At 68.1% G+C, this 24,860-nt stretch carries 20 protein-coding genes and 5 pseudogenes; 13 read left to right on the top strand and 12 right to left on the bottom strand.

The window, feature by feature from the left end; genetic code table 11:
- Window positions 1-1,032 precede the first annotated feature (1,032 nt).
- Window positions 1,033-1,806 carry a hypothetical protein gene (locus ABTY62_RS42365; RefSeq protein WP_352134711.1) on the top strand — a complete coding sequence of 258 codons (774 nt, stop codon included), beginning with the start codon at window positions 1,033-1,035 and terminating at the stop codon, window positions 1,804-1,806.
- Window positions 1,807-1,907: 101 nt separating this feature from the next.
- Here ABTY62_RS42365 and ABTY62_RS42360 read toward each other — a convergent pair.
- A pseudogene (locus ABTY62_RS42360) lies at window positions 1,908-2,513 on the bottom strand (IS5 family transposase); the annotation flags it as partial.
- On the opposite strand from ABTY62_RS42360, the pseudogene ABTY62_RS42355 reads away from it, so the two are divergent.
- Window positions 2,510-2,830: pseudogene (locus ABTY62_RS42355) on the top strand (HAD domain-containing protein); the annotation flags it as partial. The pseudogenes ABTY62_RS42360 and ABTY62_RS42355 overlap by 4 nt on opposite strands.
- A 474-nt stretch (window positions 2,831-3,304) precedes the next feature.
- Here ABTY62_RS42355 and ABTY62_RS42350 read toward each other — a convergent pair.
- Window positions 3,305-4,840 carry a DUF1593 domain-containing protein gene (locus ABTY62_RS42350; protein ID WP_352134710.1) on the bottom strand — a complete coding sequence of 512 codons (1,536 nt, stop codon included), beginning with the start codon at window positions 4,838-4,840 and terminating at the stop codon, window positions 3,305-3,307.
- Window positions 4,841-5,623: 783 nt separating this feature from the next.
- Here ABTY62_RS42350 and ABTY62_RS42345 point away from each other — a divergent pair.
- The 9 genes from ABTY62_RS42345 to ABTY62_RS42305 all read left to right on the top strand — a co-directional run bounded on the left by ABTY62_RS42345 (window position 5,624) and on the right by ABTY62_RS42305 (window position 15,545).
- The gene (locus ABTY62_RS42345; protein WP_352134709.1) at window positions 5,624-6,661 is read left to right on the top strand and encodes a sugar phosphate isomerase/epimerase family protein; all 1,038 of its coding nucleotides are present in this window, start codon (window positions 5,624-5,626) and stop codon (window positions 6,659-6,661) included.
- Window positions 6,658-7,566, top strand: a complete 909-nt coding sequence (locus ABTY62_RS42340; RefSeq protein ID WP_352134708.1) for a transketolase — start codon at window positions 6,658-6,660, stop codon at window positions 7,564-7,566. The genes ABTY62_RS42345 and ABTY62_RS42340 overlap by 4 nt, the downstream gene beginning before the upstream one ends.
- Window positions 7,563-8,522: a transketolase family protein gene (locus tag ABTY62_RS42335; protein WP_352134707.1), complete on the top strand. Its 960-nt coding sequence runs from the start codon at window positions 7,563-7,565 to the stop codon at window positions 8,520-8,522. The genes ABTY62_RS42340 and ABTY62_RS42335 overlap by 4 nt, the downstream gene beginning before the upstream one ends.
- Window positions 8,522-9,991 (top strand): FGGY family carbohydrate kinase, encoded by a 1,470-nt coding sequence (locus ABTY62_RS42330; RefSeq protein ID WP_352134706.1) that lies wholly within the window; start codon window positions 8,522-8,524, stop codon window positions 9,989-9,991. Before ABTY62_RS42335 ends, ABTY62_RS42330 begins: the two co-directional genes overlap by 1 nt.
- Window positions 9,988-10,662, top strand: coding sequence for a DUF2291 family protein (locus ABTY62_RS42325; protein WP_352134705.1), 675 nt, complete (start codon window positions 9,988-9,990; stop codon window positions 10,660-10,662). Before ABTY62_RS42330 ends, ABTY62_RS42325 begins: the two co-directional genes overlap by 4 nt.
- Window positions 10,659-12,215, top strand: coding sequence for a sugar ABC transporter ATP-binding protein (locus ABTY62_RS42320; RefSeq protein ID WP_352134704.1), 1,557 nt, complete (start codon window positions 10,659-10,661; stop codon window positions 12,213-12,215). The genes ABTY62_RS42325 and ABTY62_RS42320 overlap by 4 nt, the downstream gene beginning before the upstream one ends.
- Window positions 12,208-13,368 (top strand): ABC transporter permease, encoded by a 1,161-nt coding sequence (locus ABTY62_RS42315; protein WP_352134703.1) that lies wholly within the window; start codon window positions 12,208-12,210, stop codon window positions 13,366-13,368. The genes ABTY62_RS42320 and ABTY62_RS42315 overlap by 8 nt, the downstream gene beginning before the upstream one ends.
- A gap of 84 nt (window positions 13,369-13,452) precedes the next feature.
- Window positions 13,453-14,445 carry a D-ribose ABC transporter substrate-binding protein gene (locus tag ABTY62_RS42310; RefSeq protein WP_352134702.1) on the top strand — a complete coding sequence of 331 codons (993 nt, stop codon included), beginning with the start codon at window positions 13,453-13,455 and terminating at the stop codon, window positions 14,443-14,445.
- A gap of 128 nt (window positions 14,446-14,573) precedes the next feature.
- Window positions 14,574-15,545, top strand: coding sequence for a sugar-binding transcriptional regulator (locus ABTY62_RS42305; protein ID WP_352134701.1), 972 nt, complete (start codon window positions 14,574-14,576; stop codon window positions 15,543-15,545).
- Window positions 15,546-15,999: 454 nt separating this feature from the next.
- On the opposite strand, the pseudogene ABTY62_RS42300 reads toward ABTY62_RS42305, so the two are convergent.
- From ABTY62_RS42300 to ABTY62_RS42290, 4 genes and pseudogenes are all read right to left on the bottom strand, one after another.
- A pseudogene (locus tag ABTY62_RS42300) lies at window positions 16,000-16,417 on the bottom strand (IS5 family transposase); the annotation flags it as partial.
- Between the two features lie 567 nt (window positions 16,418-16,984).
- Window positions 16,985-17,314: a DNA glycosylase AlkZ-like family protein gene (locus ABTY62_RS47660; RefSeq protein WP_502997632.1), complete on the bottom strand. Its 330-nt coding sequence runs from the start codon at window positions 17,312-17,314 to the stop codon at window positions 16,985-16,987.
- Window positions 17,293-17,898: pseudogene (locus tag ABTY62_RS47655) on the bottom strand (DNA glycosylase AlkZ-like family protein); the annotation flags it as partial. The gene ABTY62_RS47660 and the pseudogene ABTY62_RS47655, both read right to left, overlap by 22 nt.
- A 64-nt stretch (window positions 17,899-17,962) precedes the next feature.
- Complete coding sequence (locus ABTY62_RS42290; RefSeq protein ID WP_352134700.1) at window positions 17,963-18,595, bottom strand: DUF2461 family protein; 633 nt, start codon at window positions 18,593-18,595, stop codon at window positions 17,963-17,965.
- A gap of 444 nt (window positions 18,596-19,039) precedes the next feature.
- Between ABTY62_RS42290 and ABTY62_RS42285 the strand changes: the two genes are divergently transcribed.
- Both ABTY62_RS42285 and ABTY62_RS42280 read left to right on the top strand, forming a co-directional pair.
- Entirely contained in the window at window positions 19,040-19,468 is a 429-nt protein-coding gene (locus ABTY62_RS42285; protein ID WP_352134699.1) for a S1 family serine peptidase, read from the top strand.
- A 6-nt stretch (window positions 19,469-19,474) separates the two neighbouring features.
- The gene (locus tag ABTY62_RS42280) at window positions 19,475-19,789 is read left to right on the top strand and encodes a hypothetical protein (protein ID WP_352134698.1); all 315 of its coding nucleotides are present in this window, start codon (window positions 19,475-19,477) and stop codon (window positions 19,787-19,789) included.
- A 143-nt stretch (window positions 19,790-19,932) separates the two neighbouring features.
- Here the strand turns inward: ABTY62_RS42280 and ABTY62_RS42275 are convergent, their stop codons facing one another.
- The 6 genes and pseudogenes from ABTY62_RS42275 to ABTY62_RS42250 form a co-directional block, all read right to left on the bottom strand.
- Window positions 19,933-20,838 carry an IS630 family transposase gene (locus ABTY62_RS42275; protein ID WP_352134740.1) on the bottom strand — a complete coding sequence of 302 codons (906 nt, stop codon included), beginning with the start codon at window positions 20,836-20,838 and terminating at the stop codon, window positions 19,933-19,935.
- Between the two features lie 97 nt (window positions 20,839-20,935).
- Window positions 20,936-21,391: a hypothetical protein gene (locus tag ABTY62_RS42270; protein ID WP_352134697.1), complete on the bottom strand. Its 456-nt coding sequence runs from the start codon at window positions 21,389-21,391 to the stop codon at window positions 20,936-20,938.
- Window positions 21,392-21,472: 81 nt separating this feature from the next.
- On the bottom strand, window positions 21,473-22,348 hold the full coding sequence (locus tag ABTY62_RS42265; protein WP_352134739.1) for a GNAT family N-acetyltransferase: 876 nt from the start codon (window positions 22,346-22,348) through the stop codon (window positions 21,473-21,475).
- An 84-nt stretch (window positions 22,349-22,432) separates the two neighbouring features.
- Window positions 22,433-23,314 (bottom strand): IS5 family transposase, encoded by an 882-nt coding sequence (locus ABTY62_RS42260; protein ID WP_502997631.1) that lies wholly within the window; start codon window positions 23,312-23,314, stop codon window positions 22,433-22,435.
- Window positions 23,315-23,765: 451 nt separating this feature from the next.
- Window positions 23,766-24,029, bottom strand: a complete 264-nt coding sequence (locus ABTY62_RS42255) for a DUF6192 family protein (RefSeq protein ID WP_352134738.1) — start codon at window positions 24,027-24,029, stop codon at window positions 23,766-23,768.
- A 103-nt stretch (window positions 24,030-24,132) separates the two neighbouring features.
- Window positions 24,133-24,315: pseudogene (locus ABTY62_RS42250) on the bottom strand (DUF6192 family protein); the annotation flags it as partial.
- Window positions 24,316-24,860: the final 545 nt, after the last annotated feature.

Genomic DNA, 24,860 nt, shown 5'->3' with positions numbered 1-24,860 from the left:
GCTCGCCCTGGCAGTGATCCTGCGCATCGTGGCGGGCCTGGTCTACGTCACGTCCAGCACCCGGCACTGGTCGATCCTCTGTCGGTCGGCGGGACGGCCGCCGCAGTTCTGGTGGCGGGGCTTGGATTCGCCGTCACGGGGCGGTGAAGCGCCGACGGCCGCCGCGCGCGGACCGCCGGCTGGTCGCGCGGCGAGCCCGGCCGGACTCGCCGCCCCTCGCCGCAGCCGCACTGGCGCCGTCTTTCGGTGCGTGTCCAAGCCTCCACACCCTTGCCGCCGGCATAGACCGAGACCGCGATGCCGTGATCGCCGGACTCACCCTGCCCCGGAACCCCGGTGCCGCCGACTTTGGCGGCGACTTGGATGACGCATCCACGGAAGAGCGCGAGTCCATGATCCGCAGCGTACTCAAACGCGCCGCCAACTCGGCCGACGAGCTGGACGCCGCCTACGCCGAGTGAGCCGTGGCCGCGGCAGCCGTAGTTATCGCACAGCACCCTGCCGGCGAACCGACGTGTCAAACCTACGGCCCGTCGGAACCGATCCCAGAGCTCCCCGCAGATCTCCGAACGCTCGCAGTCGATGCTCTGGACCGGGTCGTCGCTGAGTGCCTGTTTTCGATCCTGAGCTGCGGGTTTGCCCAGGTCAGGATTCGAACGGGAGTGGCTCCGGGGGCTCCGACGACGGCATCAGCGGTTCCGCTGACGGCCCTCCTTTGGATGGTGGGCCGGGTTAGCGCGTGCGGAGAGCGCTGAGGAACGGGGCGGAGTTCGCTTTCCGCGTCGCCCGGGATTCGGTCGGTGCGGCCACCGCGGCGGGGAAGTCAGAAGCAGAACGACCTTTCCCCTTGCGTGGGAAGGGGTGCTAATGCGGCTTCCCTCTGCGCGGCCCTATCCTCTTCCACTTCCTCCAGGTCCCCGCCGGACCCATTGATCCCGCAGGTCACGCCTGCCCCTCCGGGAAACAACGCCCCCTAAGCTGGGCGTGGTTGCGGCCCCGATGTGCCGCGCGTGCCTGATGAGGGGAACGGACTTGACCGTGTTCGAGGACAGGCTGGTGGCCATGCTCGCCGGCCTCCGCGGGAACGAGGCCATCACGCTGTACGACGCGGAGGAGGGCCCCCTTGCCACCTGGCTCGCCGGGCCCGAGCACGCGCTTGAGGTAATTGGAAAGGTCACGGGGCTGGCCCTCGCCCCGTCCATGGCCGGCAACTTCCACCGGTACGGCGGCCTGGGCTGCTACTGGAGGGCGACCGAGGACACCACCCTCGGCGGCGAGCTAAGGCTCAACCATCTTGTGAACGCCTGCGTGGGCTGGGTTCCCCACACGGTATCCGAAGCGGACTGGCCGGCGTCGGAGCGCGGATACCGCGGACTGGTTGCCAACGTTTCCGAGGTCTACATGCCGGAGGCCGACGAGGAGGGCGGGCTCACCGAACTCGTCCTCCACGGCTTCGACGGCACCGCTCACACGGGGGACGGCGCGATCGCAGGGTTCAGGGCCGAAGACGACGTCGTCCTCGACGTGTCCGGGCACCCCGAGATCTGGTACTCCGTCAACACCTCGCACACCCTCGTACGCCTCGACCTCAGCTACCCCGAGTACCTGGAGACGCTGCTGCTCACCCGGGGCCTGCACGGCTGGCAGTACCTCTTTGCCGATCCGCACGACCCCGGCTTCCCAGAGTACTTCCACCTGGACATCGGCCCCCACCTCGACTTCATCGCGCGGGCCTTCCCCCGCGATGACTTCTCCGCGCTGCGGGCCCGGTATGAGGCTTTCACCCGAGCCCGCAAGGACGACTGACCAGGGCCGCGATTCCGGCCGGGGCAAGGCCAAGGCGATGGCCCTGACCTTGAGAACGATCAGTCCCGCTGGGCTTCGCGGGACGCCGGCTGTCCGCTTCTGCGGGTGATCCGCCTGGTCATCAGGGTGATCGTGGCCCAGGTGATGAGCGATTCCGAATGCTGGATGAGCCGTTCGTAGTCACGTGCGTGTCGGCGGGCGTGCATGATCCAGGCGTGTGAGCGTTCGACGACCCAGCGCCGGGGCAGAACGACGAACCCGAAGGCGTCCTTCGGGCGGCTGACGCCCTTGATTGTCAGGTTCAGGTAAGTCTTCGCCCAGGTCACGAGCTGTCCGGCATAGGCGGAGTCGGCCCAGACGATGGTGATCTCGAGGTGCATCAGCCGCAGCCGGAACAGCACTTCCTTGGCCGCGTTGCGGTCGGTCATGTCGGCCGGGGTGACCATGACGAACAGTGGCAGGCCCTTGGTGTCGACGACCAGGTGCCGCTTGCGGCCGTTGATTTTCTTGCCTGCGTCGTAGCCGCGGGAGTCCTTGCCGACGGTCTCGGCGGCCTTGATCGACTGGGAGTCGATGACGGTGGCGACCGCTCCGGGCGCCTTGCCCATCTCGCGGCGGATGCGTTTGCGGAGCTGGTCACGGATCTGCCCGATGACGCCGACCGCGGCCCAGCGGGCCATGAACCCGTAGCAGGTCCGCCAGGGAGGGCATCGCTCCGTTGCTCGGCCTTCAGCAGCTTGCCGTGGTGGTCTGGCCGGATCCGTCAGACGTCGATGAACAGGACGAACGCGATGGACTGCACTGGAGAACCCGTGCACTCGTCGAGTGGGCGGCGGGGCAGCCGTTCGTATGGGTCGATGACGAGGTCACCGACACGGATCGGGCCTGGGTCGCCGCCCACCACCGGGGACACGCCCTGCTCCACCGGGTCGATGCCCGCCTTGGTCTCGCCGATGGCGACTATGCGGTTCTCGACTTGTGGCTGCGACAGCCGCTCGGGTTGGAGAAGGCCCGCCAGCAGTGAACGGCACAGGACTACCAGTGGTACGCGCCGTTCCACATGGACGCGGACGAAACCGCGGTCACCTTCGGTCTCACCGCCACCGACCTCGACACCGCCGTCCGCGACCAGGTCGGAGCCCTGGCACAGCGTTGAAGGACACCGGCCGCCGGCGCCGGCCGCGGCCGTCTCGCCCTACGACCCGACGGCCCGTTACGCGCGGCGCGGTCATACCACTCGCTGGAAGAACCAGCGCCACCTCCTGCATGCCCTGCGAGAGTTCGACCTGAGCGCGCGTCCACACTGGGAAGCCGAACACGACGCTCACGCAGTAGTCACTGGAGAGCCGGATGCTCGGAAATCGGGCCCGTCCGGTTCGGAGGGAGGCCGAGCGGAAAGGCCCTGCCCAGCACGGACCTCGCCGCTTGGCCGACCCTACCCCGCACTCGGCGGCCAGCCACCCACCAGCCGCGCAAACAACGCTCCGGGCCAATACGTCTAGCCGGTAACGGTTACGACGACGCGTTGGTAGTGCTTGAGAGCAGGACTGCCGTCGTCCTTGACCTCGAGGATGAGATGGATGGTGGACCCCGGCGTCGCATCCGCGGGCACGGTGAAGGCAACGTTGGGCCGGTCGGTGTGGTTCAGGGGCACCTCGCCGGGATAGGTGTCGGCGTCGGTGTACTGCCACCACTTGTACGACACACGGTCCCCGTCGGGGTCACTGGCGATGCCCCGCAGGGCGACTTTGGACCCCGGCTCGGCCTTGAGGTTCGTGCCCTGCATCACAGAAGCCTTGGGGGCGTGATTCGCATCGGCATAGGAGGAGGCGTGACCCCAGTCGGCCCGAGCCGCGAAGTCGTTCTGGATGTCCTCGACCCAGCGGGTCTGGGGGTAGCTGCGGTCCGTCTGGTTTCCCGTGTAGGGGTTGGCGTCAGAGGTGTCCCCCCAGCCTGAGGCGTTCGGTGTGAAGCGACCGCCCCAGCCGCCGAACGTCGGGTCTTCCGACGACCGCAGCCCGTTGAAGTCCAGCAGGTGCAGGAACGCGGGGGAGTCCCCCTCGGAGATGAAGTCGTGGACGTCGTAGCCGGCGTTTTCGTTCTCCTCGCTGGCCTCCGGCCGCCAGCGCAGGTTCTCATCGTCCCCGGGAGTCGGGTTGCCGTCTCGGTAGGTGCGGTACTGCTTCAGCAGCGGGCCGTGGCCGTTGAGGAAGTTGTCCTGCATGTAGGAGGAGCGAAGGGTGTACTGGTAGGGCTGCGGGACGGTCGGCTTCCAGGCGTAGGCGAAGCTCCAGAACTGGGACTGGTTGTCGATGACTTTCACGCCCGGCCAGCTGGGCTTGATGTAGTCCTTCAGCGTGGCGTCTTGCTCGAGGATGTTGTAGAGCACCAGCTTGCTGTTGACCTTGCGCTGGATGGCGTCCCACTTCTTGGTGCCCGAGTACTCTGCCTCGATCGACTTGAGCGCTCGGGCGACGGTATTGAGCCCGCCCCAGGCCTGCACGTACAGCGGCCCAGGCTTGTTGTCGAGGATGGCCTTCTTGATCAGATCGGATCCTGCGGTGGGGTCGGCCGTATCGCTGACGTTCGCGATGTTGCCGATCTTGTACAGCGAACGCAGGTTGTCGGGGGAGGGGTAGCCGGCCGCGTGCTTGCGGAGATTGGGGTAGATCTTGGCGTATCGGTCGATGTAGTCGTTGACCCACTTCGTTCCGGTCCAGCGGTACGGCTTCACCGTGTCGCCGTCGCCTGCCCAGTGGAAGCGGGAGCTGGTCAGGACGATGCCGGCGGTGTCGAATTCGTTGGCGTAGTAGAGGTAGCGGATGAACGAGTCCATGTCGTCGACCTCGCCATCTGTCGTCAGGATGACGCGAGGCTTTTGCTGATGGCCCGATCCCGTTGACGTGGAGAGCGTGCCGGCGGAAACGTTGGGTGCTGCCTGCGCTGTGGCCGGCAGGACGGCCGCAGTGAGGGCGACCAAGGTCGCGATGGCAAGCCTTCGACGTCGGCGAGGGCTTGAGGCATGTGCGTACATGTGTCTCCCTTGTTGGAGGTGCGTGCGACGCGGGTCCGGTGGATTCCGGCGGGAGGTGCAGGACCTCTCGGCGGATGTCGTGCGGCGCCTGCCGGCGTGTCTGCTGGGTGAGGTGCCGATGGCGGGTCGCCGGCGCCGCGTTGCCTGGGGCGGTGGCACAGAGGGGGGAGCCCCCGGCGAGGCGTTACGGACGCTGTTGTTGAGGCGTCATCGTTCGCGTTCTTTGAGGCCGGTGATCGCCTCGGTGGCTGTGTGTGGGCGGCAACGGTGAGTTTGGCGGTGTTGAGATTCGTGTGGCGCCCAACTCGCCGCAGCGCCTGTGTCTTCCTGGATTCGAGCTGATTGCGTGGACGCATCCAGCGGCGCCTGGCCGGTGGCGTGGCTGTCACAGACATGACGCTTACCGCGTGGTGCCGCGTTGGCCTGGCGCTGTGTGCTCTTACTTGACGTGCGTGCTCTGGGCGCGCACGGTCCATGGCGCACCGCGGTGCCCGGCGTTGGCCGGGGTGGTCGGCTCGCTGGGGCATTCCGTTGGATTGCGCCCTGTGGCCTCCTCCGGCTCGGTCGGGCGTGAGTGGTTGTCCGACAACCCGTTATGCATGTCTATTCATGCTTGAGTTGACAGGCAAGAATTCTGGGAGGGGTGCGTGACCCTGTCAACGGGTCGGACGCAAGTCGCTGAAGGGGCTTGCGGGTGGCGGGGGAGAGCCCGCGGAAGCTCTGTAAGTCGCCCTTGCGGTAGGGGGGTTGACGCGCTGGGCTCGCGTTCGTAACTTGTCCCGCATGTCAACTCAACAACGCATAGAAATTCAAGAGTCGGTGCGGGAAGAGCCGGTCTATGGCGCCGGTGTCTGGCACTTCGCGACCTACGTCGACCGATATGCCACCGACGGGTACGGCGAACCGCGCACCATCCTGGACGCGATCAAGCTGGCCGGAGCGGTCGGTGACCTGTCTGTTCTCGACCTGAACTGGCCGTTCCCGCCGGGCGGCATCAGCACCACCGAGGTACGAGCGGCCCTGGCCGAGCAGAACCTGAGGGCCATCGCCGTGACGCCGGAGTTCTATACCGGCAAGTTCGCCAAGGGTGGCTTCACCAATCCCGATGCCGCTGTTCGCCGCCAGGCCATCGATCTGGTCGCCGCCTCGGCCGAGGTCGGCCGTGAACTGGGCGTGGACTACATCAAGATCTGGCCAGGACAGGACGGCTACGACTATCCCTTCCAGGCCGACTACAGCGACCTTTGGTCGAAGTCGGTCGACGCGCTGCGTGAACTCGCGCAGGCCTACCCCGACGTGAAGTTCGCGATCGAGTACAAGCCGCGCGAGCCGCGGAACCGGATGGTCTTCTCCTCCGCCGCCCGCACCCTGCTCGCGATCCAGGACATGGGGGTGGACAACGTAGGAGTCCTGCTGGACTTCGGACACTCCCTGTACGGCGGTGAAACGCCGGCCGAAGCCGCCCGGCTGGCGATCGCCCGCGACAAGCTGTTCGCGATCGACGTCAACGACAACTTTCGCGGCTGGGACGACGACATGGTCGTCGGCTCCGTCCACCTGCTGGAGACCTTCGAGTTCTTCTTCGCCCTGCGCGACGCCGGCTGGCAAGGGGTCTGGCAGCTCGACCAGTTTCCCTTCCGCGAGGACCCGGTGGAGGCCGCCCGCACCGGCATCCGCACCATGCGCGCCTTCCATCAGGCCCTCGCCTACCTCGATCGAGAGGAACTTGCCGCAGCGCAAGCGGCGCAGGACGCCCTCAAGGCGCAGCGCCTGGCGAAGCGCGCGCTCTTTCGCGCCCTAGCAGAAAGTGAGTCCGCGTGACCGCCGCCCTGGACACTGCCGCGCCGCTGCAGGCCGACGAGAACACTGCCCGCGCCTACCACCAGCGCAACGCACGACTGCGCACCGTGGCACCCGCCGAGGCGGCGGCCGAACTCGCCGAGATCTCGACATCCGTACGGCGCGACATCCTCACCACCATCCAGGCCGCCGGTATGGGACATGTGGGCGGTGACCTCTCCGTCACCGATCTGCTGGTGACCGCCATGTGGGGCACGCTGCGTATGCACCCCACCGAACCAGGCAACCCTCAACGCGACCGATTCGTTCTCAGCAAGGGGCACTGCGCCGCAGCTCTGTACTCCACGCTGGCCTCCTGTGGATTCTTCCCCCGAACCCGGCTGAACGAGTTCATGGGCCCGCTGTCGCCGCTCAACGGCCACCCCGCCCGACTGAAGGTTCCCGGCGTGGAGACCAACACCGGCCCGCTCGGCCACGGCTTCCCCGTCGCCACCGGCTGCGCGCTCGGCGCGACGCTGCGCGGTGAGACCTGGCGGACGATCGTGGTGCTCGGCGACGGCGAACTCCAGGAAGGCAGCAACTGGGAAGCCGCGATGACGGCCGCCCACTACGAACTGGCCAACCTGACCGCCGTGGTGGACCGAAACCGGCTGCAGCAAGGCGCCCGCACCGAGGACACCAAGTCCCTCGAGCCGCTGGACGCGAAGTGGGCGAGCTTCGGGTGGGAAGTCCGCGTCATCGACGGCCACGACCACCAGGCGATCAAGGAGGCGTACGCGCCCTCCACCACAGGGCGCCCGGTCGCCGTGATCGCCAACACCACCAAGGGCAAGGGGGTGTCGTTCATGGAGGACCGCGTCGAATGGCATCACAAGGTGCCCACCGACGACCAGGTACGTCTTGCGCTCGAGGAGCTGAACCGATGAGCACCGTGGCCGCCCCTGCCCCCGCCCCCACGTTCGACTGCAGGGTCGACTTCGCCGACGAGCTCGCCGCGCTGGCGCGCACCGACGAGCGGATCGTGGCCGTGTGCAACGACTCGGTGGGCTCCAGTAACCTCGTCAAGTTTCGCGAGGAGTTCCCCGCCCGACTGGTCAACGTGGGCATCGCCGAACAAGACCTGGTAGGCGTCTCAGCCGGCCTCGCCAACGCCGGGTTCATCCCGTTCGCGTCTGCTGCCGCGCCCTTCCTCACCGGCCGTGCCCTGGAGCAGATCAAGGCCGATATCGCTTACACCCACCGTCATGTCGTCCTGTGCGGCCAGAGCCCCGGCATGGCCTACGGCGAGCTGGGCCCCACACACCATTCCATCGAGGATCTTTCCTGGATGCGCGCCATCCCGGGCCTGGAGATCATCGTGCCCGCGGACCCGGCGCAGACCCGCAGCGCCGTGCGCTGGGCGGCCGCATCGGGCCGGCCGACCTACATCCGCGTGCCCCGGTTCAAGGTGCCGGCAATCACCCCCGACGACGCGCCTTTCGAGGCCGGCCGAGCGGTGCGCCTCACCCAGGGCACCGATGTCACCCTGATCGCGGTGGGCACGATGGTCTCGCGCGCACTGGAGGCAGCAGACCTTCTCGGTAAGGACGGCATCTCCGCTCGCGTCCTCAACATGACCTTCGTGGAGCCGCTCGACGTGGACGCTGTGGTGGCTGCCGCGCGTGACACCGGGGCCATCGTCACCGCGGAAGAGGGGCTGCTCTCCGGCGGTCTGGGGGCGGCCGTGGCCAAGGTCGTGGCAGAAAGCCACCCGGTCGCGGTACGCATGCTGGGCGTGCCCGCCTTCGCCCCGACCGGCAGCGCGGCGTTTTTGCTCGACCACTTCGGTCTGACCGCCGACGGTATCGCCGGCACCGCCCGTGAGGTTCTGGGACGGGTGTGATGAAGCCGCACGTTCTCGCCATCGACCAGGGCACCAGCTCTACCAAAACCCTGCTCCTGGACGCCGCGGGCGACATCGTCTCCCGCGGCCGAGCGGCCCTGCCGCAGTCCCACCCAGGTCCCGGTCTGGTGGAACAGGACGCGACAGCGCTCCTGGACAGTGTGCGCACCGCCGTTGCCGACTGCATGCGGGACGTCGACCCTCGCAGCGTGGCTGGGATCGCCCTGAGCACCCAGCGTGAATCGGTCGTCCTGTGGGACTCCGCGACCACCAAGCCTGCCGCCCCGCTGGTCAGTTGGCAGGACCAGCGGGGAGGGGAACGTGCGGCCCGCCTCACCACCGCAGGCCTCAGCGAGGAGATCCGTCGCCGGACAGGTCTCCCGCTCGATCCGATGTTCTCCGCTCTGAAGATGGCGGCCCTGCTCGACAGCTATGACCCCGTCCGTGCACGCAGCGCGGCCGGCACGCTCCGCCTGGGCACTGTGGACGCCTATCTGCTGCACGCGCTCACCGGAGAGCCGGTCACAGAGATCGGCAACGCCTCACGGACCCAGCTGCTCAGTCTCGCCACCGGCGACTGGGACGACGACCTGCTCGACTGGTTCAACATCCCCCGGGCCGCGTTGAGCCGGATCGTCCCCTCCACCGGCCCTTTCGGGGCGCTGCGAGGGCTCGCGCCACTGACCGACGGCACCCCGGTGCTGGCCGTCATGGGTGACTCGCACGCCGCCCTGTTCGCCCACGCCGGCTGGCGGCCGGGCATAGTGAAAGCCACCTACGGCACCGGCTCCTCCGTCATGACGATCGCGGACTCGCCCGAACAAACCGACGGCGTGTGCAGCACGATCGCCTGGTCCACCGGCCGGCCCTCCTATGCGCATGAGGCCAACATCCGCTCCACCGGGCGCACCTTGACCTGGCTGGCGGATCTGCTCGGTACCGAGGCAGAACAACTCATCCGGCTCGCGGCCGACACCGATGCAGGCGACGTGACATTGGTGCCGGCCTTCGGTGGCATCGGGGCACCCTGGTGGGACGCCCAAGCCGTCCCCCTCCTGGCCGGATTCAGCCTGGGAACCGGGCGAGCCCAACTGGCCCGCGCCTGCTTGGAATCGGTCGCATTCCAGGTCGGCGACGCTCTGGCGGCCCTGCCCGGTCTGCGGCAGGTCGTCGCCGACGGCGGTCTGAGCCGAAGCGACGCACTGATGCAACTTCAGGCCGATGTCAGTGGTGTCACCGTGGCGCGCACCCGATATCACGAGCTGTCCGCCGTTGGCACCGCGCATCTGGCAGGACTCGGGCTCGGCCTGTGGGCGGCCGCCGACCTGGAAGAGCGCGCTGACAGCGGCCTGCAGACATTCATGCCTACCTGGAACGACGCAGAGCGCCGCAGTGCGGTGGGGCACTGGCATCAGCGCCTCACAGCCGCTCGCCACCTCGGGACACGTGGAAAGCGAAGGACACCATGACGACGACAGACCTGACGCGGGCGGAAAGGAGCACGGTGGTTCGCCCTGGCCTGCTCACCTTGGGCCGCGGTTCCCTCATCGCACTCATGCTCCTGTTCATTGCCATCGCGGCCACGACGACCTACCGTTCCGACAGCGAGCCCAGAGCCGGCAGCAAACCAACATTCGACCCCGCGAAGTACGCGGCCGCAACGTTCGAGCCGAAGATCGTTCCGGCGATCAAGAAGAACGCCGTCGACATCGCCAAGCTCCACCAGGCCATCGACGCAGACCCGGAAGCAGCCGGCAAAAAGTACGGGCACCGCGCGGGCACGGGCCCCTACACCTACGCCGTGACGTTCACTGGAACCGCGGGTGCCGTGAAGAGCGGTCTGCTGCAGGTGACGGTGCCCGGCCTGGACAGGGCGCGCCTGTCCGTGCAGATCGGTCCGGCCATCAACGGGACATCGCTGCGAGATGCGTCCGGCCTGGTCAGCTTCGGCCAGTTCACCAACCAGGTCGAGTACGCCGATGCCGCAACCGCCCTGAATACCCAGATGAAAGCGAAGGTTCTGAAGTCCTTCGATGCGGCGGCGGTTCGCGGCAAGAAGATCAGAGTCATCGGAGCCGTGACACCGCTGACCGCCGACGTGCTGACCATCACCCCCGTTTCCATCGAGGCGGCATCATGACCGCCGAGACCCAGGCACCGGCTCCACCCGTCCTGCGCGCTGCGGAGATCACCAAGGTGTACGGCGGCACCCAGGCACTCAAAGGCGTCTCCCTGGACATCGCGGCGGGCCGTACCACCGTGCTGTTCGGCGAGAACGGCGCCGGCAAGTCGACCCTGATGAAGATCCTCAGCGCCGTCGAGTCGCCCAGTACCGGGCACATCGAGCTGGATGGCACAGCAGTGGAGTTCGCAAGTGCCCGTCAGGCTTCCGACCAGGGCATCTCCATCATCCATCAAGAGCTCAGCCTGTGCCCCAATCTGAGCATCCAGGACAACCTCTTTCTCGGCCGTGAACACACCCGCCACGGCGGCACCCTGATCCACCGAAGCGCCCAGCGCGAACGGGCACAGGGGGTGCTGGGCAGGCTCGACAAGCAACTGAGCCCGGAGACTTCGGTAGGCGAACTGCGGCTGGGACAGCAGCAGTTGGTGGAAATCGCCCGCGCCCTGCTCCAGAACGCGCGTGTCCTGATCATGGATGAGCCAACCTCCGCGCTCAGCGCTCCGGAGGTGGAGATCCTCTTCCAGGTGATCCGCGAGCTCAAGGCCGAGGGTGTAGCGATCGTGTACATCTCACACCACCTGGAGGAAGCTCTCTCCATCGCTGATGACGTCGCTGTCCTGCGCGACGGCACGATGGTGGCCACCGCACGGGCCGACGATGTCGACCTGGGGTGGATCGTGCGCAAGATGGTCGGCCGCAACCAGGACGACCTCTTCCCCGAACGCAATCCCGCCCTGGGGCCCGCCGCCCTGCAGCTCACCGAACTCTCCGTCGCCGACCCCGCCGTCCCCGGACGGCTGGCTGTGAACGCCCTGACCCTCACCGTTCACGCCGGTGAGACCGTAGGCATCTACGGCCTCATGGGCAGCGGCCGTACCGAACTCCTGGAATGCCTGGCCGGGCGGCTCCCCGCCGCCTCCGGGGAGATCCGCCTGCACGGCGCCCCTCTCCCTGCGAGCGTCCGCGAGCGCATCCGCGCCGGACTGGCCCTCGTCCCCGAGGACCGCCAGCGCGACGGCCTCGTCCAGACCATGTCCGTAGGCCAGAACCTGTCACTGGCCTCGGTCACCCGATTCGTCCGCAAGCTGCTGCTCAACCGCCGCGCCGAGGACAATGCCGTCACCTCGATGATCGCTGACGTTACGGTCAAGACCGCTGGTCCCCGCGCGCCCATCGGCTCCCTCAGCGGCGGCAACCAGCAGAAGGTCGTCATCGGAAAAGCACTGATGACCGGCCCCCGAGTCCTGCTCCTCGACGAGCCGTCCCGGGGCGTCGACGTTGGCGCAAAAGCCGACGTCTTCAAGCTGATGGCCCAGCAGGCCGAGCGCGGCCTCGCCGTGCTCTTCACCACATCCGAGGCCGAAGAGGCACTGCACATACCCGATCGCCTCCTGGTCCTGGTCCGTGGACGGCTGGTCGCCGACCTCAAAGCCGGTGAGATCACCCGGGACCGCCTGATGAGCCTGGCCGACGGCGCCGACACCACCGAGAAGGCACATGATGAGTGACACCCTGACCAAGGACCACGAAGTAGTGCTCCAACAGCGCCGTGCAGCCGCGGCGCAGGCCCGACGCCTCAAGACCGTCGACTCGATCTTCGAACTCCGCGCTTTCATAGCCCTCGGAGTCCTGATCGTCATCTTCAGCCTGTTGTCCGACTCCTTCCTCACCGTCGACAACGTCATCACGATGACCAAGCACGTCGCCATCAACGCGATCCTCGCGCTCGGCATGCTGCTGGTCATCCTCAAGGGCGGCATCGACCTCTCCGTCGGATCAACCGTCGGCCTGTCCGGAGTGATCGCCGGAGAACTCCTCCAAGGGCTGCACCTGAGCCTGCTGGACGTTGTGGCCTACCCACAGGTCTGGGCCGTCATCGTTTTGTGCATTGCGGTGGGCGCACTGGTCGGCACCGTCAACGGCATCCTGATCACCCGTCTGAGCGTGGCGCCCTTCATCGCCACCCTCGGCATGCTCTACGTGGCCCGGGCCACCGCCCTGCTGATCTCTGACGGTGCCACCTACCCGGATCTTGCAGGCAACCCCAGCACCCATAACACCGGCTTCGACTGGCTGGGCCAGGGCCGCCCGCTGGGACTCCCCGTCGCAATCTGGATCATGATTGTGCTGGCAGTGGTCGTCGCCGTACTGCTGCGCTCGACCCCCTTCGGCCGCTGGCTCTACGCCACCGGCGGCAACGAGCGCGCCACCGAACTCAGCGGTGTTCCCGTCAAGCGCGTCAAACTCATCGTCTATGTGATCTCCGGCGCCTGCGCCGCGGTGTCCGGCCTCATCATCGCCTCCGAACTCACCTCCGCCGCACCGCAGGCGGGCGAGACCTTCGAACTCAACGCCATCGCCGCGGTCGTCATCGGCGGGGCCGCGCTGTCCGGCGGCCGAGGCACCGTACGCGGCACCCTCGTCGGGGCGTTCGTCATCGGCTTCCTCGCCGACGGCCTCGTCATCCTCGGCATCTCCACGTTCTGGCAGATGCTCATCAAGGGGGCCGTCATCATCGTCGCGGTCATCCTCGACCAGAGCCAACAGCGCTTCCAGCGCCGCCGCGCGGACGCGTCCGCGGTCGCCGTCAAACCTGACGCCGAACCGTCAGAGCCCGACGCCGAGCATCCAGTCGGCTCCAGCAAGACGACGGCCCACTGACCCAGTCGGCACGCCGCACCTCTTCAGCCCGTCCCCGTCCCGTTGTCCGTTTGCATATCCGCACGCCGTTGTGAGGAGACCAGAATGTTCCACCGCACCCACCACCAACTCGTCACCACCACCACAGCCATCACCGCAGGACTGCTCCTACTGACCGCGTGCGGGAGTTCCGACGACTCGACGGACGGCTCGAAGTCCGGCAAAAGCGGTTCAAAGAGCAACCTGGTCGCCATCATCACGCCCTCCCCGGACAACCCGTTCTTCAAGGCGGAAGGGGACGCCGCCAAGAAGAAGGCCGAGAACCTCGGCTACAAGACCTCGGTCGCCTCGCACGACGACGACCCCAACAAGCAGAGCGAACTGATAGACGCCGCCATCTCCCGCAAGGCCGCAGCGATCATCCTGGACAACGCCGGCGCCGACGCGTCGATCGGCCCTGTCCGTAAGGCCACCAAGGCCGGCATCCCCGTCTTCCTGATCGACCGGGAGATCAACCAGACCGGTATCGCGAAGGCCCAGATCGTGTCGAACAATGCCCAGGGAGCGCAGATCGCTGCGCAGGAGTTCGTCACAGCGATGGACGGCAAGGGCCAGTACGTGGAGCTCACCGGCAAGGAATCCGACACCAACGCCGACGTGCGTTCCAAGGGCTTCGCCGACGTCGTCTCGCAGTACCCGGATCTGAAGCAGGTGGCCAAGCAGACGGCCAACTGGGACCAGCAGGAAGCCTTCACCAAGATGGAGACCATCCTGCAGCGGCACCCGAAGATCCGCGGCATCATCGCCGGAAACGACACCATGGCCCTGGGCGCGGTGGCCGCACTGAAGTCCGCCAAGCGAACCGGTGTCACCGTGGTCGGCTTCGACGGCAGCCCGGATGCCATCACCCAGATCAAGGCCGGCACCATGCGAGCGACCGCCCTCCAGCCCGCCGCCCTGGGTGCGGAGCGTGCCGTAGAGCAGGCGGACAAGTTCATCAAGACGGGTAAGACCGGACAGCCCGAGAAGCAGGCCATCGACTGCGAGTTGATCATCAAGAAGAACGCCGACGAGTACGGGGTCTTCGCCAAGCGTTGAGGCACGGGACGGTGCGTGCCACGCGTCAGCAGCACGCACAAACCCTCGACGATAGGGTGTGGTGTTGCGCGGCGTAGACACGCAGCCCGGCAATCAGCCTGGCCGCCAGGACGAACGAGGATGGAGGCATGGTGGCGGCAGCGTCGTCCACTCCCAGCTCCGACCACATGCGGATGCTGGTGAAAGTAGCCCGCATGTATCACGAGCGCGGAGTACGCCAGCCCGAGATCGCGGCGCATCTCAACATGTCCCAACCGCGTATCTCCCGCCTGTTGAAGGAAGCTGTCGACCGCGGTGTCGTACGCACCGTGGTTGTGCCCCCAGAGGGCGTGCATGCCGAACTCGAAGACGCGCTCGTCGCGCGGTTCGGCCTGCGAGACGCCGTGGTGGTCGAAGTGGAAGGCGCGGGGATCGACGTCATTCCCGCGCTCGCTGCGGCAACCGCTACATACCTCGATGCGACGCTCAAGGGAGGGGACGTCATCGGCGTCTCCTCCTGGAGTGCGACCCTGTTGGAGTCGGTCAAGGTCATGCGCGCCAAGACCTCGTCCGTGGCACACGAGGTCGTGCAGATCGTCGGCGGCTCCGGCAGCCCGGAAGTGCAGCTGCACGCCACCCGCCTGACCAGTCGACTGGCGGAACTCACCGGAGCTCGGCCGGTGTTCGCTCCGTCCGCCGCCCTGGTCGGTAGCAGTGAGTTGCGGGACCTGCTGTCGCGGGAGCCGGCGATGGCCGAGGTCATGCAAGCGTGGTCCCGCCTCACACTGGCTCTCCTGGGCATCGGCAGCCTCGCCCCCTCACCGCTGCTGCGCCGCTCGGGCAATGCCATCACCGCCCAAGACCAGCAGCAGCTCAAGAAGCTCGGCGCGGTGGGCGACGTGTGCGCCCGGTACTTCGATGCCGACGGCAATCCCGTGGATGCGCCCTTCAATGACCGTCTCATCGGCATCGAGCCCGAACGGTTGCATGCGGTGGAGCGCCGCATCGGAGTGGCAGGTGGCATGGACAAGGTCGCCGCTATCCGCGGCGCGGCGCGGGGCGGATGGATCAACATCTTGATCACTGACGTCGAGGTAGCCCGAGACTTGCTGAACGACTGACCACCCAGCCTCTCTCCCCGCCTCACGGTTCTGCGGTACGGGCGGGTAGCGGTCGGTCGGTGGTGTACCTGTTCTCGTTACCGGTGGTTTGTTAAACCAGGGAAGACGCGGTCGGTGCCGACGAACCGGATACCGAGAGTTTCTCGCGTGTTCCTGAACACTGCCTGTGGCCGCGTGTGCGAAGCCGGTGAAGTGACGTATGCCCTGCCGCCTGGTCAGGTATTGGAGGGTTGCCTCGCTGTCGCCGGCGAAGGCGGTTGGTCCAGCGGCGGCTGTGCGGGCGAGGACGTGCCGGAACCATTCGTAGTGCTCCGGCGTGACGTGAAAGCCAGGTTCGGGTTGAGGGGTCCTGTCGCCTTCGGCAGCGGCTGGATGCCCGGGAAGAAGTTTTCCCCCTCGATGGGATGGTCCAGGCGCCGGCTGGCGGAGGCCGCCGGGCGGCTTAGAGGTCATCTCATGTGGCGAGTCTGCGGTAGCAAGATGAGGGTGCAGGCGATGCTGGTGAACACCAAGAAGTGGACGGCCTTGCGTTCGCAACGGCGGTGCAGGCGGCGGGCATCCTGCGAGCCAGGCCATCGTGCGTGTGATGGTCCAACGATGCCGCCCCAGCCGCCTGGAGGCTCGATGCGTTTGCGGGAGATGCGGCGCCAGATGCCGCGCTGGCGCAACCATCGGCGCAGGTGGTCGTAGTCGTAGCCCCTATCGCCGTGGAGCTTGGCCGACTGTCGTCGGCGCGGACCGCGACGGGAGCGGATGGGCGGGATACCGCGCACGAGTGGCTCGAGGGCCCGGCTGTCGTGCAGGTTGGCGCCCGAGATGCCGATGGAGATGGGCAATCCGGCCCGCTTGGTGATCAAGTGGATCTTCGATCCCCCCGTCTGGCGCCACCGCTCATGTGTGTCTTGCCAGTACCCGGCGGACCTTGCACCACGACGCCCGTGTCGTGCTCCAGTCGCCGCAGCACACTACGCTGCCGTTCGTTGGTCTTCCCCGGGAAGAGGGCGCCACCTGCGCCGGCCCAAGTGACCGGGATCTGCCAGGCGTCCAGGGTCGTGGTCGGGGCTGCAGCTGCCAGGAGTGTGGAACTGAGCAGAGTCATGAGGACGGGCGCGGTCGGGCCGCGGTCGGTGCACCGGCGTGCGCGGGCCGGTCCGGGCAGGGCGATGGCGGACATGAGGGCGGCCTTGCCCGGCCCCGCGATGCCGATGCCGTGCTGCTGGGTGAATGCGATCAACGCGGAGAACGGGATGACTCCGGCAGGGATGCGGCTGAGCACGCCGGGAGCTAGGACCTGTTTGGCCCGGGGGACGGCGGAGGGCTGGCGGTAGCCGTGAGGTTGTGTGTCGTTCACGAGGCGGTGCCCACCCCGTCTGCTGGGACGTCGGGGACGGGAACGTGCTGTGCGCCGGCCCAGTGGCAGGCGGTGGCCGCGGCACGGTTCAAGGGGGCGGGGTCGTGGCCGTGACGGAGCTGGCGGCCTTCGGGGCGGCGGTGCCCTTGCTGACTCGGCCGGTGATCTCGGTCCCGGCCAGGACCGGCATGCCGAAGCAGCCGCACTCGCCCTTGGCTGCTGGTTCGTATGCCTCCGGCAGGTACTCGATGCCGAACAGCCGCTGCATGCGTGGACGGTGCCAGATCAGGGAGTCGAAGGGAGAGAGGCAGTGCAGTGCATGCCTGGAGGTCGAGGCGGCCGGGATGGAGCGTGGCCGCGGTGGCCCGGGCGGGTGCTGTCCCCACCCGTCTGCGGTTACGGGCTGGGCGTCGTCCAAGGTGGGCAGGAGAGCAGTGACGCGGCGGGCAGACGGAAGTAGTCAGCGGTGTCGTCCGCGGTGGCGATGCCCAGGGCACTCAGTGCAATCTCGCTGAGGCCGCGGATACATTCTTCGTCGTCCGGCTGGGCGGCAAGGAGCGGCTGGGGGATGACAGATGCTGCCGCGTGGTACATCCGCTGCCGCCACTTTGTGCCGAACACGCCAGCTCGCCGGTGGCCAAGAACCATTGCAGCGCCCATGTGTCGGTAGAGGAGCGTTCCCGCCTGCTGCCTCGGGCACCACCCACGTCGCTGGCGGTCACGGCTCCGCGTTCGGCAATCACTGTACGAACGTGGTCGCAGGCCGCAGGGGCGGCTTCTGGGCCGCTCCACCCCCTTGGTCCGAAAGACGTGTCGCCGGAACGGGAACGGTGGCCACAGGTCCGGCGGGATCAGGGAGGCAGCATGAGCCCGGTATTCGAAGAGGAGCGGTGGCGCCGCGGCAGTGATCAGTGCGCGAGCCTGGGGCTCGGGGATGTTCCGGGCGGGTTGCGCAAGTTCGTGAGAGCGGCGGACGACGTGGATCGTGTCGGGTTGGATACAGCCGGGGTGCTTGAGGGGCTTTGAGGCTGAAGGGGCCGGCGGCGCGGGCGGAGTGCTTCCGGTGTCAGGCGGCGCTGCTCACGTGACGGACCAGCCATGTGAGCATGGGATCCAGGTCGTCGGCGGCCGCGAGGACTTTGCCGACGGCTTCAGGGGTGTGGAGCCAGTCGTCGCAGCCAAGGGGTTGGGCAGCGATCAGTGAGCGGTGGCGCAGCAGGTCCGCACGGAGGTGGTCGCACGGATAACCCCGTGGGGGACGCTTCATCACGTCCCCGGAGATGTCGTAGCCCTTCTGCCGCAAGTCCCCGACGATGGCGGACAGTTCGCGGCCGCTGCTCTCGGCGGCGGCTGCCTTGCGGAACCTGGCGACCTGTCCAGGGTCCGGGTACCACCAGGCCCCCTGGATCTGCAGCCCGTCCAGATCGAACCGCAGACCGATCTCGACCTTGCGGCCGAGCCGGATCACAGCGCCCTGATGCTGCCACCACCAGGCGTTTGTGCGGTAGTGCCAGACGGAGAAGTCCTCGTACCGTGGGTCGGCGTCCGCCACAGCGTTCAGCAGCGCGATCATCGGCTGCCGGACGAGGCGTTCGCGATCCGCGCGGCACTGCTCGCGCACCGCGTTTGAGGGCTCGCCCTGCAGGCGCAGTAACACGTCCATGGCTCGTTCCGGCCAGCCGGTGAACCGTACGCTCATGTCGGCACCTTAACCCACCCGTGATCCACACAAGGACGTAATGCGCCGGGCCCGAAGGAGCACCTCCAGACACGTGGGAGGTGGAGCGCCGGGCAGGCCAGTTGGCGCAGCGTAGAAGAAGTCCGCCAGCCCTTCGCGGGGGCTTGTGTGAAAGTTGTCTGCCGCAGGTCAGAGCCGGGGGCGCACAGCACGGCCAAAACGCGCTGGGGTGATCTGGGAACGCCCAATGCATCCGGTGCAGGCTAGGGCCTATCGCACCGTCGGCAGCTCTGTACGGGGGTGCCCAAGCCTATTTCGCCAAGAGAAGGGGCGGTTCTGTGACGCGAGCACAGCCATAAGGCGTGCGTCGACTGGGCGCAGTACAGCGTGTGTTGTGTCAGACCGCTGTGCTGTGGATGCTGACTTGTAGCGTGTAAGGCGACAAGTCAGCCAATGGGGGAGTCCATGGCCACCGTGCGGGGGAGCGATGTCCTCGAGGAGTCACAGGTGCGGATGTGTTCGGCCGCTGGCGAGGTGATCGGCGCCGGGTTCCTCGTCGCCGCCGATGTGGCGTGCACCTGCGCACATGTCGTCGCCCGGGCGCTCGGCGTGCCGGATGCTGCGGAGCGGGCGCCCGGCAAGTCGGTGGACCTCGACTTTCCGCTGCTGGGTGGCCGTCCCCGGGCGCGGGCGACCGTGATTTCCTGGCGGCACGGCGGGGTGGACGTCGCGCCGCTGCGGCTCGACGCGGTGGTCGAGGGCGCCCGGCCGGTGACGCTCGTCGACGGGACCGGCGTATGGGGGCACACGTTCCGGGCGTTCGGCTACCCGGTCGGGGCGGACTGCGGCTTGTGGGTGTCGGGCACGCTGCGCGCCGGGCAGGGCTCGGGGTGAGTGCAGATGGAGGCGCAGGGGCTGGGGCTGCGCATCACGGAGGGGTTCAGCGGGGCGCCGGTCTGGGACGACGCGCAGGACGGCGTCGTGGGGATGACGGTTGCCGCGCACCGGGGCGAGTGCACCGCCTATCTTCTGCCGTCGGCCAACCTGGTCGACGAAGGGACGCTGCGGCCGCGCTGCCCGTTCCAGGGGCTCGCGGCGTTCACGGAGGCGCGGGCAGGGGATCCGGACTCCGTCGGCGGCTACACGCTAGTGCTGCTCTACGGAGGTTCGTTGAGGGGTGTTGATCAGGCGGCCTTGAGTGGGGTGCCTTCGTAGGTCCAGCGGTAGGGCTTGGCGGTCTCGTTGTGCCCGATCGTGTATGCCTCCAGCTTGTCGATCAGGTCGTCGCGGCTGGCGAAGTCGCCGTGCCGCAGGACGCGGCGGGTCAGAGCGGAGAAGAACAGCTCGACCTGGTTGAGTCAGGAAGCGTGCGCCGGGGTCCAGCGGACATGCCAGCGCGGGTGCGCGGCCGGCCAGGTCTTGGTGTGCCTGGCGGTGTGTGAGGAGCCGTTGTCGAGCACGATGTGGATCTCCTTGCCAGGCGGGATCGCCCGGTCGAGCTGGTCCAGGAAGGGGGTGAAGGTCACCGCGTCGTTGCGGCGGATCACCTCGGCGAGGACCTCACCAGTGCGGACATCGAGAGCGGCGACGAGGGAAGCGGTGCCGTGGCGCCGGTACTCGAACTCCTGCCGGACGGGCTCGCCTGGGCGCGCCGGCCGCCCGGGATGGCGGCGCGAGCGGGCGGCGATCGCGGTCTTCTCGTCGATCGACAGAACGACCGCACCTTCGGGCGGATCGAGGTAGAGGGCGCACACGTCGGCGGTGCGCTGCCAGAAGCCGGGGGTGTCCCGGCGGGTGAGCCAGCCGCGGACCTTGTGCGGCTTCAGGTCCAGGTCGGCCAAGATCCGGCCGATCTGGGAGGCGGAGACCGGCGCGAAGCAAGTGCCGGCCACCTTCTGGGCGATGGCCCGGTGCGACCAGGTCGCCTCCGGGTGTGGTGGCGCGCTAGTCGCCGTGGCTACGATCGCCACCCGCACGTCGGGCCCGTACGATCTCGGCCGTCCCGACCGGTCGGCATCGCGCAGCCCGTCCGTGCCCCGGACCGCGAACCGTCCACGCCACTTGCGCACCGTGTTCACGCTGACGTGAAGCTCCCGGGCGATGGCCTCGTTGGCGAGCCCGTCCGCTGCCGCGAGCACGATCCGGGCCCGCAATACCGCCCGTACCTCGGACTTCGCCGATGTCGCCGTCCGCATCAACCGTTCGCGGACGTCCGCCTCCAGCATCACCGCAGCCGCTGTCCCCGCCCGCTGCCCACCGGCCACGGCCAACGACCCGCTCCAGCTGCGACACTTCGCCGGCCAGACGGCTGGCCCGCTTCTCCGCGTCCAGTGTCCGCTCGTGCTGCGGGGCCCACTTTTCTCAGTCGTGGTCCTTTCCGGCCACGGTCGCGGCCTCCAGCGCCTGCCAGGCTTGCTTGGCGCCTGCGTCGGCGGCGTCGGCCTCGGACAGCCGCATGCCGAAGACGGCCTGGGCCGCCTCGACCCGGGCGAGCGCCTGGTCGAGTGCGTCACGGGTCTGCTGCACCCCGTCGTCGGACAGCTCCTGGCCGCACTGCCGGCAATGTCCTTCACCGCGGCCGGGCAGCTCCTGGCGGCAGTGGCTGCAGCGGCAGGGGTCCGCCATACGCCGCTGCAGACCTTCGAGAAAGCCTTTCGCGCGGGCCAGTTCGCTCTGTGCATCCCGGGCATCACGGCCTGCACGGTCCGCCGCCGCCCGCGCCGCTGCGTGAGCCGCACGGGCCCGCTCCACCGCCAGCTCCAGCCGGCCCCGCTCACCAGCCAGATCACTCAGTAGGTGTTTTTCTACCTGCGCCACGGATCGCGGAAGGCTGGCAGGGGCTGGGTGCGAAGTTCGGGGATGGTGTGGTGTTGTCTGTGGCTGTCGCGCTCCTGCTTCCTAGCTGTCTTCTGGTGTGGCGTAGGCGAAGTCGTAGGGGGCCCAGTCGGTGATCCGGCGGTATCCGAGGCGTTGGTAGAGGGCATTGCTGGTGGGGTTGCCCGTGTCTGTGAAGAGCACGACCTCTGTGGCGCCTGCGGCGCGCGCAGCCCGGCTCACCTCTGCGGTGACCGCGGCCGCGTAGCCGCGTCCGCGGAGGTGAGCCGGGGTGTAGACGGGGTCCACCCGGACCATGCCGGCGATCATCGGGTTCACGCCTGCCATGGAGACGGGGGTGCCGTCGGGGGTCTCCCAGAAGGTGCAGCTCTTCTCGGCGAAGCGGGTGCTGGCCCAGGAGGCGGCGTCGATGGTGACGGTCTCGCCGAGGTCGGCGGCGAGCCTACGGCACCAGCGCATGAGGTGGTCGTGGTCCTGCTCGCCGACCGGGCGGCTGTGGCCGTCCGGGTGCGGGTTCGGCGGGGTGAGGGTGTCGAGGCGGCAGAGGTGCATCGGGACGCGGAGTGTGGGCGTCGCGCCGGTGTGCCGCTGCCAGGCTTCGGCGAATGCGGTGGCGGTGTCGTGGTCCGCGGTGACGCCGGCGAGGGTGTGACCGAGGCCGGTCAGATGGACGGCGAGGACGTCGGCCCGCTCGGGGGAGAGTGGGGTGAGGGGCAGCCGGCGGGTCGGCGGGCGGTAGAAGATCGCTTGGGTCTCGCCCGCCGACTCCAGTCGGCCGAAGAGGACGGCTCCTGCGGTGAACCCGCCCGGTTGGGTCCGGCACTTTTCCAGCGTGGTGCGCGGCGTGTTGTGCAGAGCGGGGCGCGAGCCGAGAAAGTCTCCGGCGCGGGCGAGGAAGTCGTCGATGTCTTCGGTGAGGTGCCAGGCATCCGGGCGCATGCGCTTCATGATCCCGGGATGTGCTCGACTCGGGGCAGCACTTTGCTCAGAGACACACCGTCGCCACGACTGGGCCAATGCCTTTCAGCCACGTGACCTAGCTGCTCCTGCTCGGTCACGAGTTTTACTCGTCCACTGGCTGGTTCGCGCGTTCTTGCGGGTGAGGCGTCGGGTCATCATGGTGATGAGTGCCCAGTTCAGGTGGGCTTCGGAGTGCTGGGGCAGACGTTCGTAGTCGCGTGCGTTGCGGCGGGCGTTCATGCACCAGCCGATCGTGCGCTCGACTTTCCAGCGGCGGGGCAGGACGACGAAGCCCTTGGTGCCTTTGGGCCGGGAGACGATGCGTAGGGTGAGCCAGAGGCGGTCGCGGGCCCAGTCCACGAGGTCGCCGGCGTAGCCGCGGTCAGCCCAGACCTGGGTGATCTGCGGCTGGGTGAGGCGAAGGCGCCAGAATACGTCGCGGGCGGCGTCGCGGTCCTGGATGTCGGCGGGCGTCACCGTGATCATTACCGGCAGTCCGAGCGTGTCCACGGTGATATGTCGCTTGCGGCCGTTGATTTTCTTCGCGGCGTCGTAGCCGCGGCTGTTGCGGCCGACAGTGGAGGCGCCCTTGACGGACTGGGAGTCGACGATCAGTGTCACCGGGTGGGGGCAGCGGCCCTTGCCGGTACGGATCCTCCGGCGAAGCTGGTCACGGATGTAGGTGACGACCCCGGCCCGGTTCCATCGCCAGAAGAACCCGTAAACCGTCTCCCACGGGGGAAAATCCGCAGGCAGAGCCCTCCACTTCGCGCCGTTGTCGACGATGTAGCGGATGCCGTCGACGATTTCCCGCCGTGGCCACTTCTCCGGGTGGCCGCCGGTCTTCGTCTGGCAAGCCGGGACCGGCAACAAGGGTTCCAGGAGGGCCCATTCGGCGACGGATGTGTCGGACGGGTAGCGGCGGCGACGGGCGGCAGCGGGCATGGCGGTATCGGCAGAGGCGATCGGTGAGACAGGAGCTATTTGGAGAGCTGGGCGAGGGTGGCGCGGACGCCGGTGAGCTGGGCGGTGGCGAGCTGGGCCCATTGTCGTCGGGGTAGTGGGCCAGGTGCGGATCGAGCGTGCCCGTGATCACCCGGGTGAGCCGGCCGAGGATCTGCCGGAACTGCCGCTTGTCATACTCGATCCAGTCCGCGGAGTCGTCGGAGAACATGAACCCGTCCCGTCGGGTCCATGTGATCGGCGTCAGGTTCTCCGTGGCGACGACGTCGCGGACGTGGCGGATACCGCGGCCGACCTGCGAGCGGGTCAGGCGGGTGGCGGCCATGAGCTGGTAGGTGTACAGGCCGGCGGGGCGTGCTTCCATCAGGGCGACGCGGACCAGGTCGCCGTAGTGCTCGGCAAGCGGCCGAGCCTCCCGGCGTCGCGGCATGGCCTACTCGCCCTTGAGCAGCTGGACCAGCTGCTTGTCCAAGGTGAACTCGCCGTTGTCGAGGGCGACTTCGAGCCAGTCGGCTGCGGCGCGGACCCGGCCGATCTGGCGGCGGACGGTCTCGCGCTCGTCGTCGGTGAACTCCTGCCCGCGCAGCTGCGGGACCAGGCGGCCGAGCGTGGCCACGAAGCCGTGGCAGGAACCGACCTGGTCGAGGTACTCGATGGTGTGCTCGATCGCGCGGACGGCCGGGGTGCGCTCCCGGATCCGGTCCCGGGTCTCGGCGGAGTTGTCGAACTGCGCGCGGGTTGATGAGCATCCGAGTCGTGTCGTCCCGCATGGTCGTCCGGGCGACGGCCGGGCGGCGCAGCAGGTCCGTGGTCACCTGCTGGGCGACAGTGTCGTCCCTGGTCAGCTCCGTGACGACCCGGACCTTTTCGGCCGGAGTGACGTGCTCGGTGACCGCCGGCCGCTTCAGCAAGCCGGTGGCGACCTGCGCGGCGACCTCGTCGTCCCGGGTCAGGTCAGCGACGGCCTGGACCTTCTCATCCACCGTGACCGGCCGGTCGACCCGCTGGCCGACAACCCGCTTCGCGCCGTCAGGCGTCCAAGGTTACCGTCACTCCTGCCGGCTCAACCGTGCTCTCGCGACCGCCTACGCCGCCGTCCAGGCGGCCGCCCAGGCTGTCTACGCGGATTATGAGTGTCGCCTCGATGAGTTGGCCGAGGACCTGCTGGCCAGCGGGAAGCTTGATCAGGCAACGGGTGCAGGGCCTCGCAGGATCCTGGCGGCCGACTTCCTCACCGAGCGTTCTGGGGGATACCCGCCCCTGGGCCGCACGCTGACGCTCTTGCTCGCCCGGCCGCAGCTGAAGCCGGGCAAGAACCCGCCTCCCAGCGCGCCCCCGCTGCCGCTGACCTGAGATAGAGAGCAGCTTGCGATGGCCGCCGCCGGAAAACGCAGCTACGTGGACCGGCGGCGCCCACAGCCGTCGGCGACCGTGGGCTGTCGGGCTGGCCTGCATATACGTCCTTGGTGTCCGACAGCTCGCCCGCGCGCCGCTGCCGCTGGACCTCGTTACCCCACGCCGCCCGCCT

Origin of the sequence: Streptomyces sp. NPDC097640, from assembly GCF_040302705.1 — a bacterium.
GTDB lineage: Bacteria > Actinomycetota > Actinomycetes > Streptomycetales > Streptomycetaceae > Streptomyces.
Note: the sequence above shows the minus strand (reverse complement) of the source record. Positions and strands in the feature narration are given on the sequence as shown.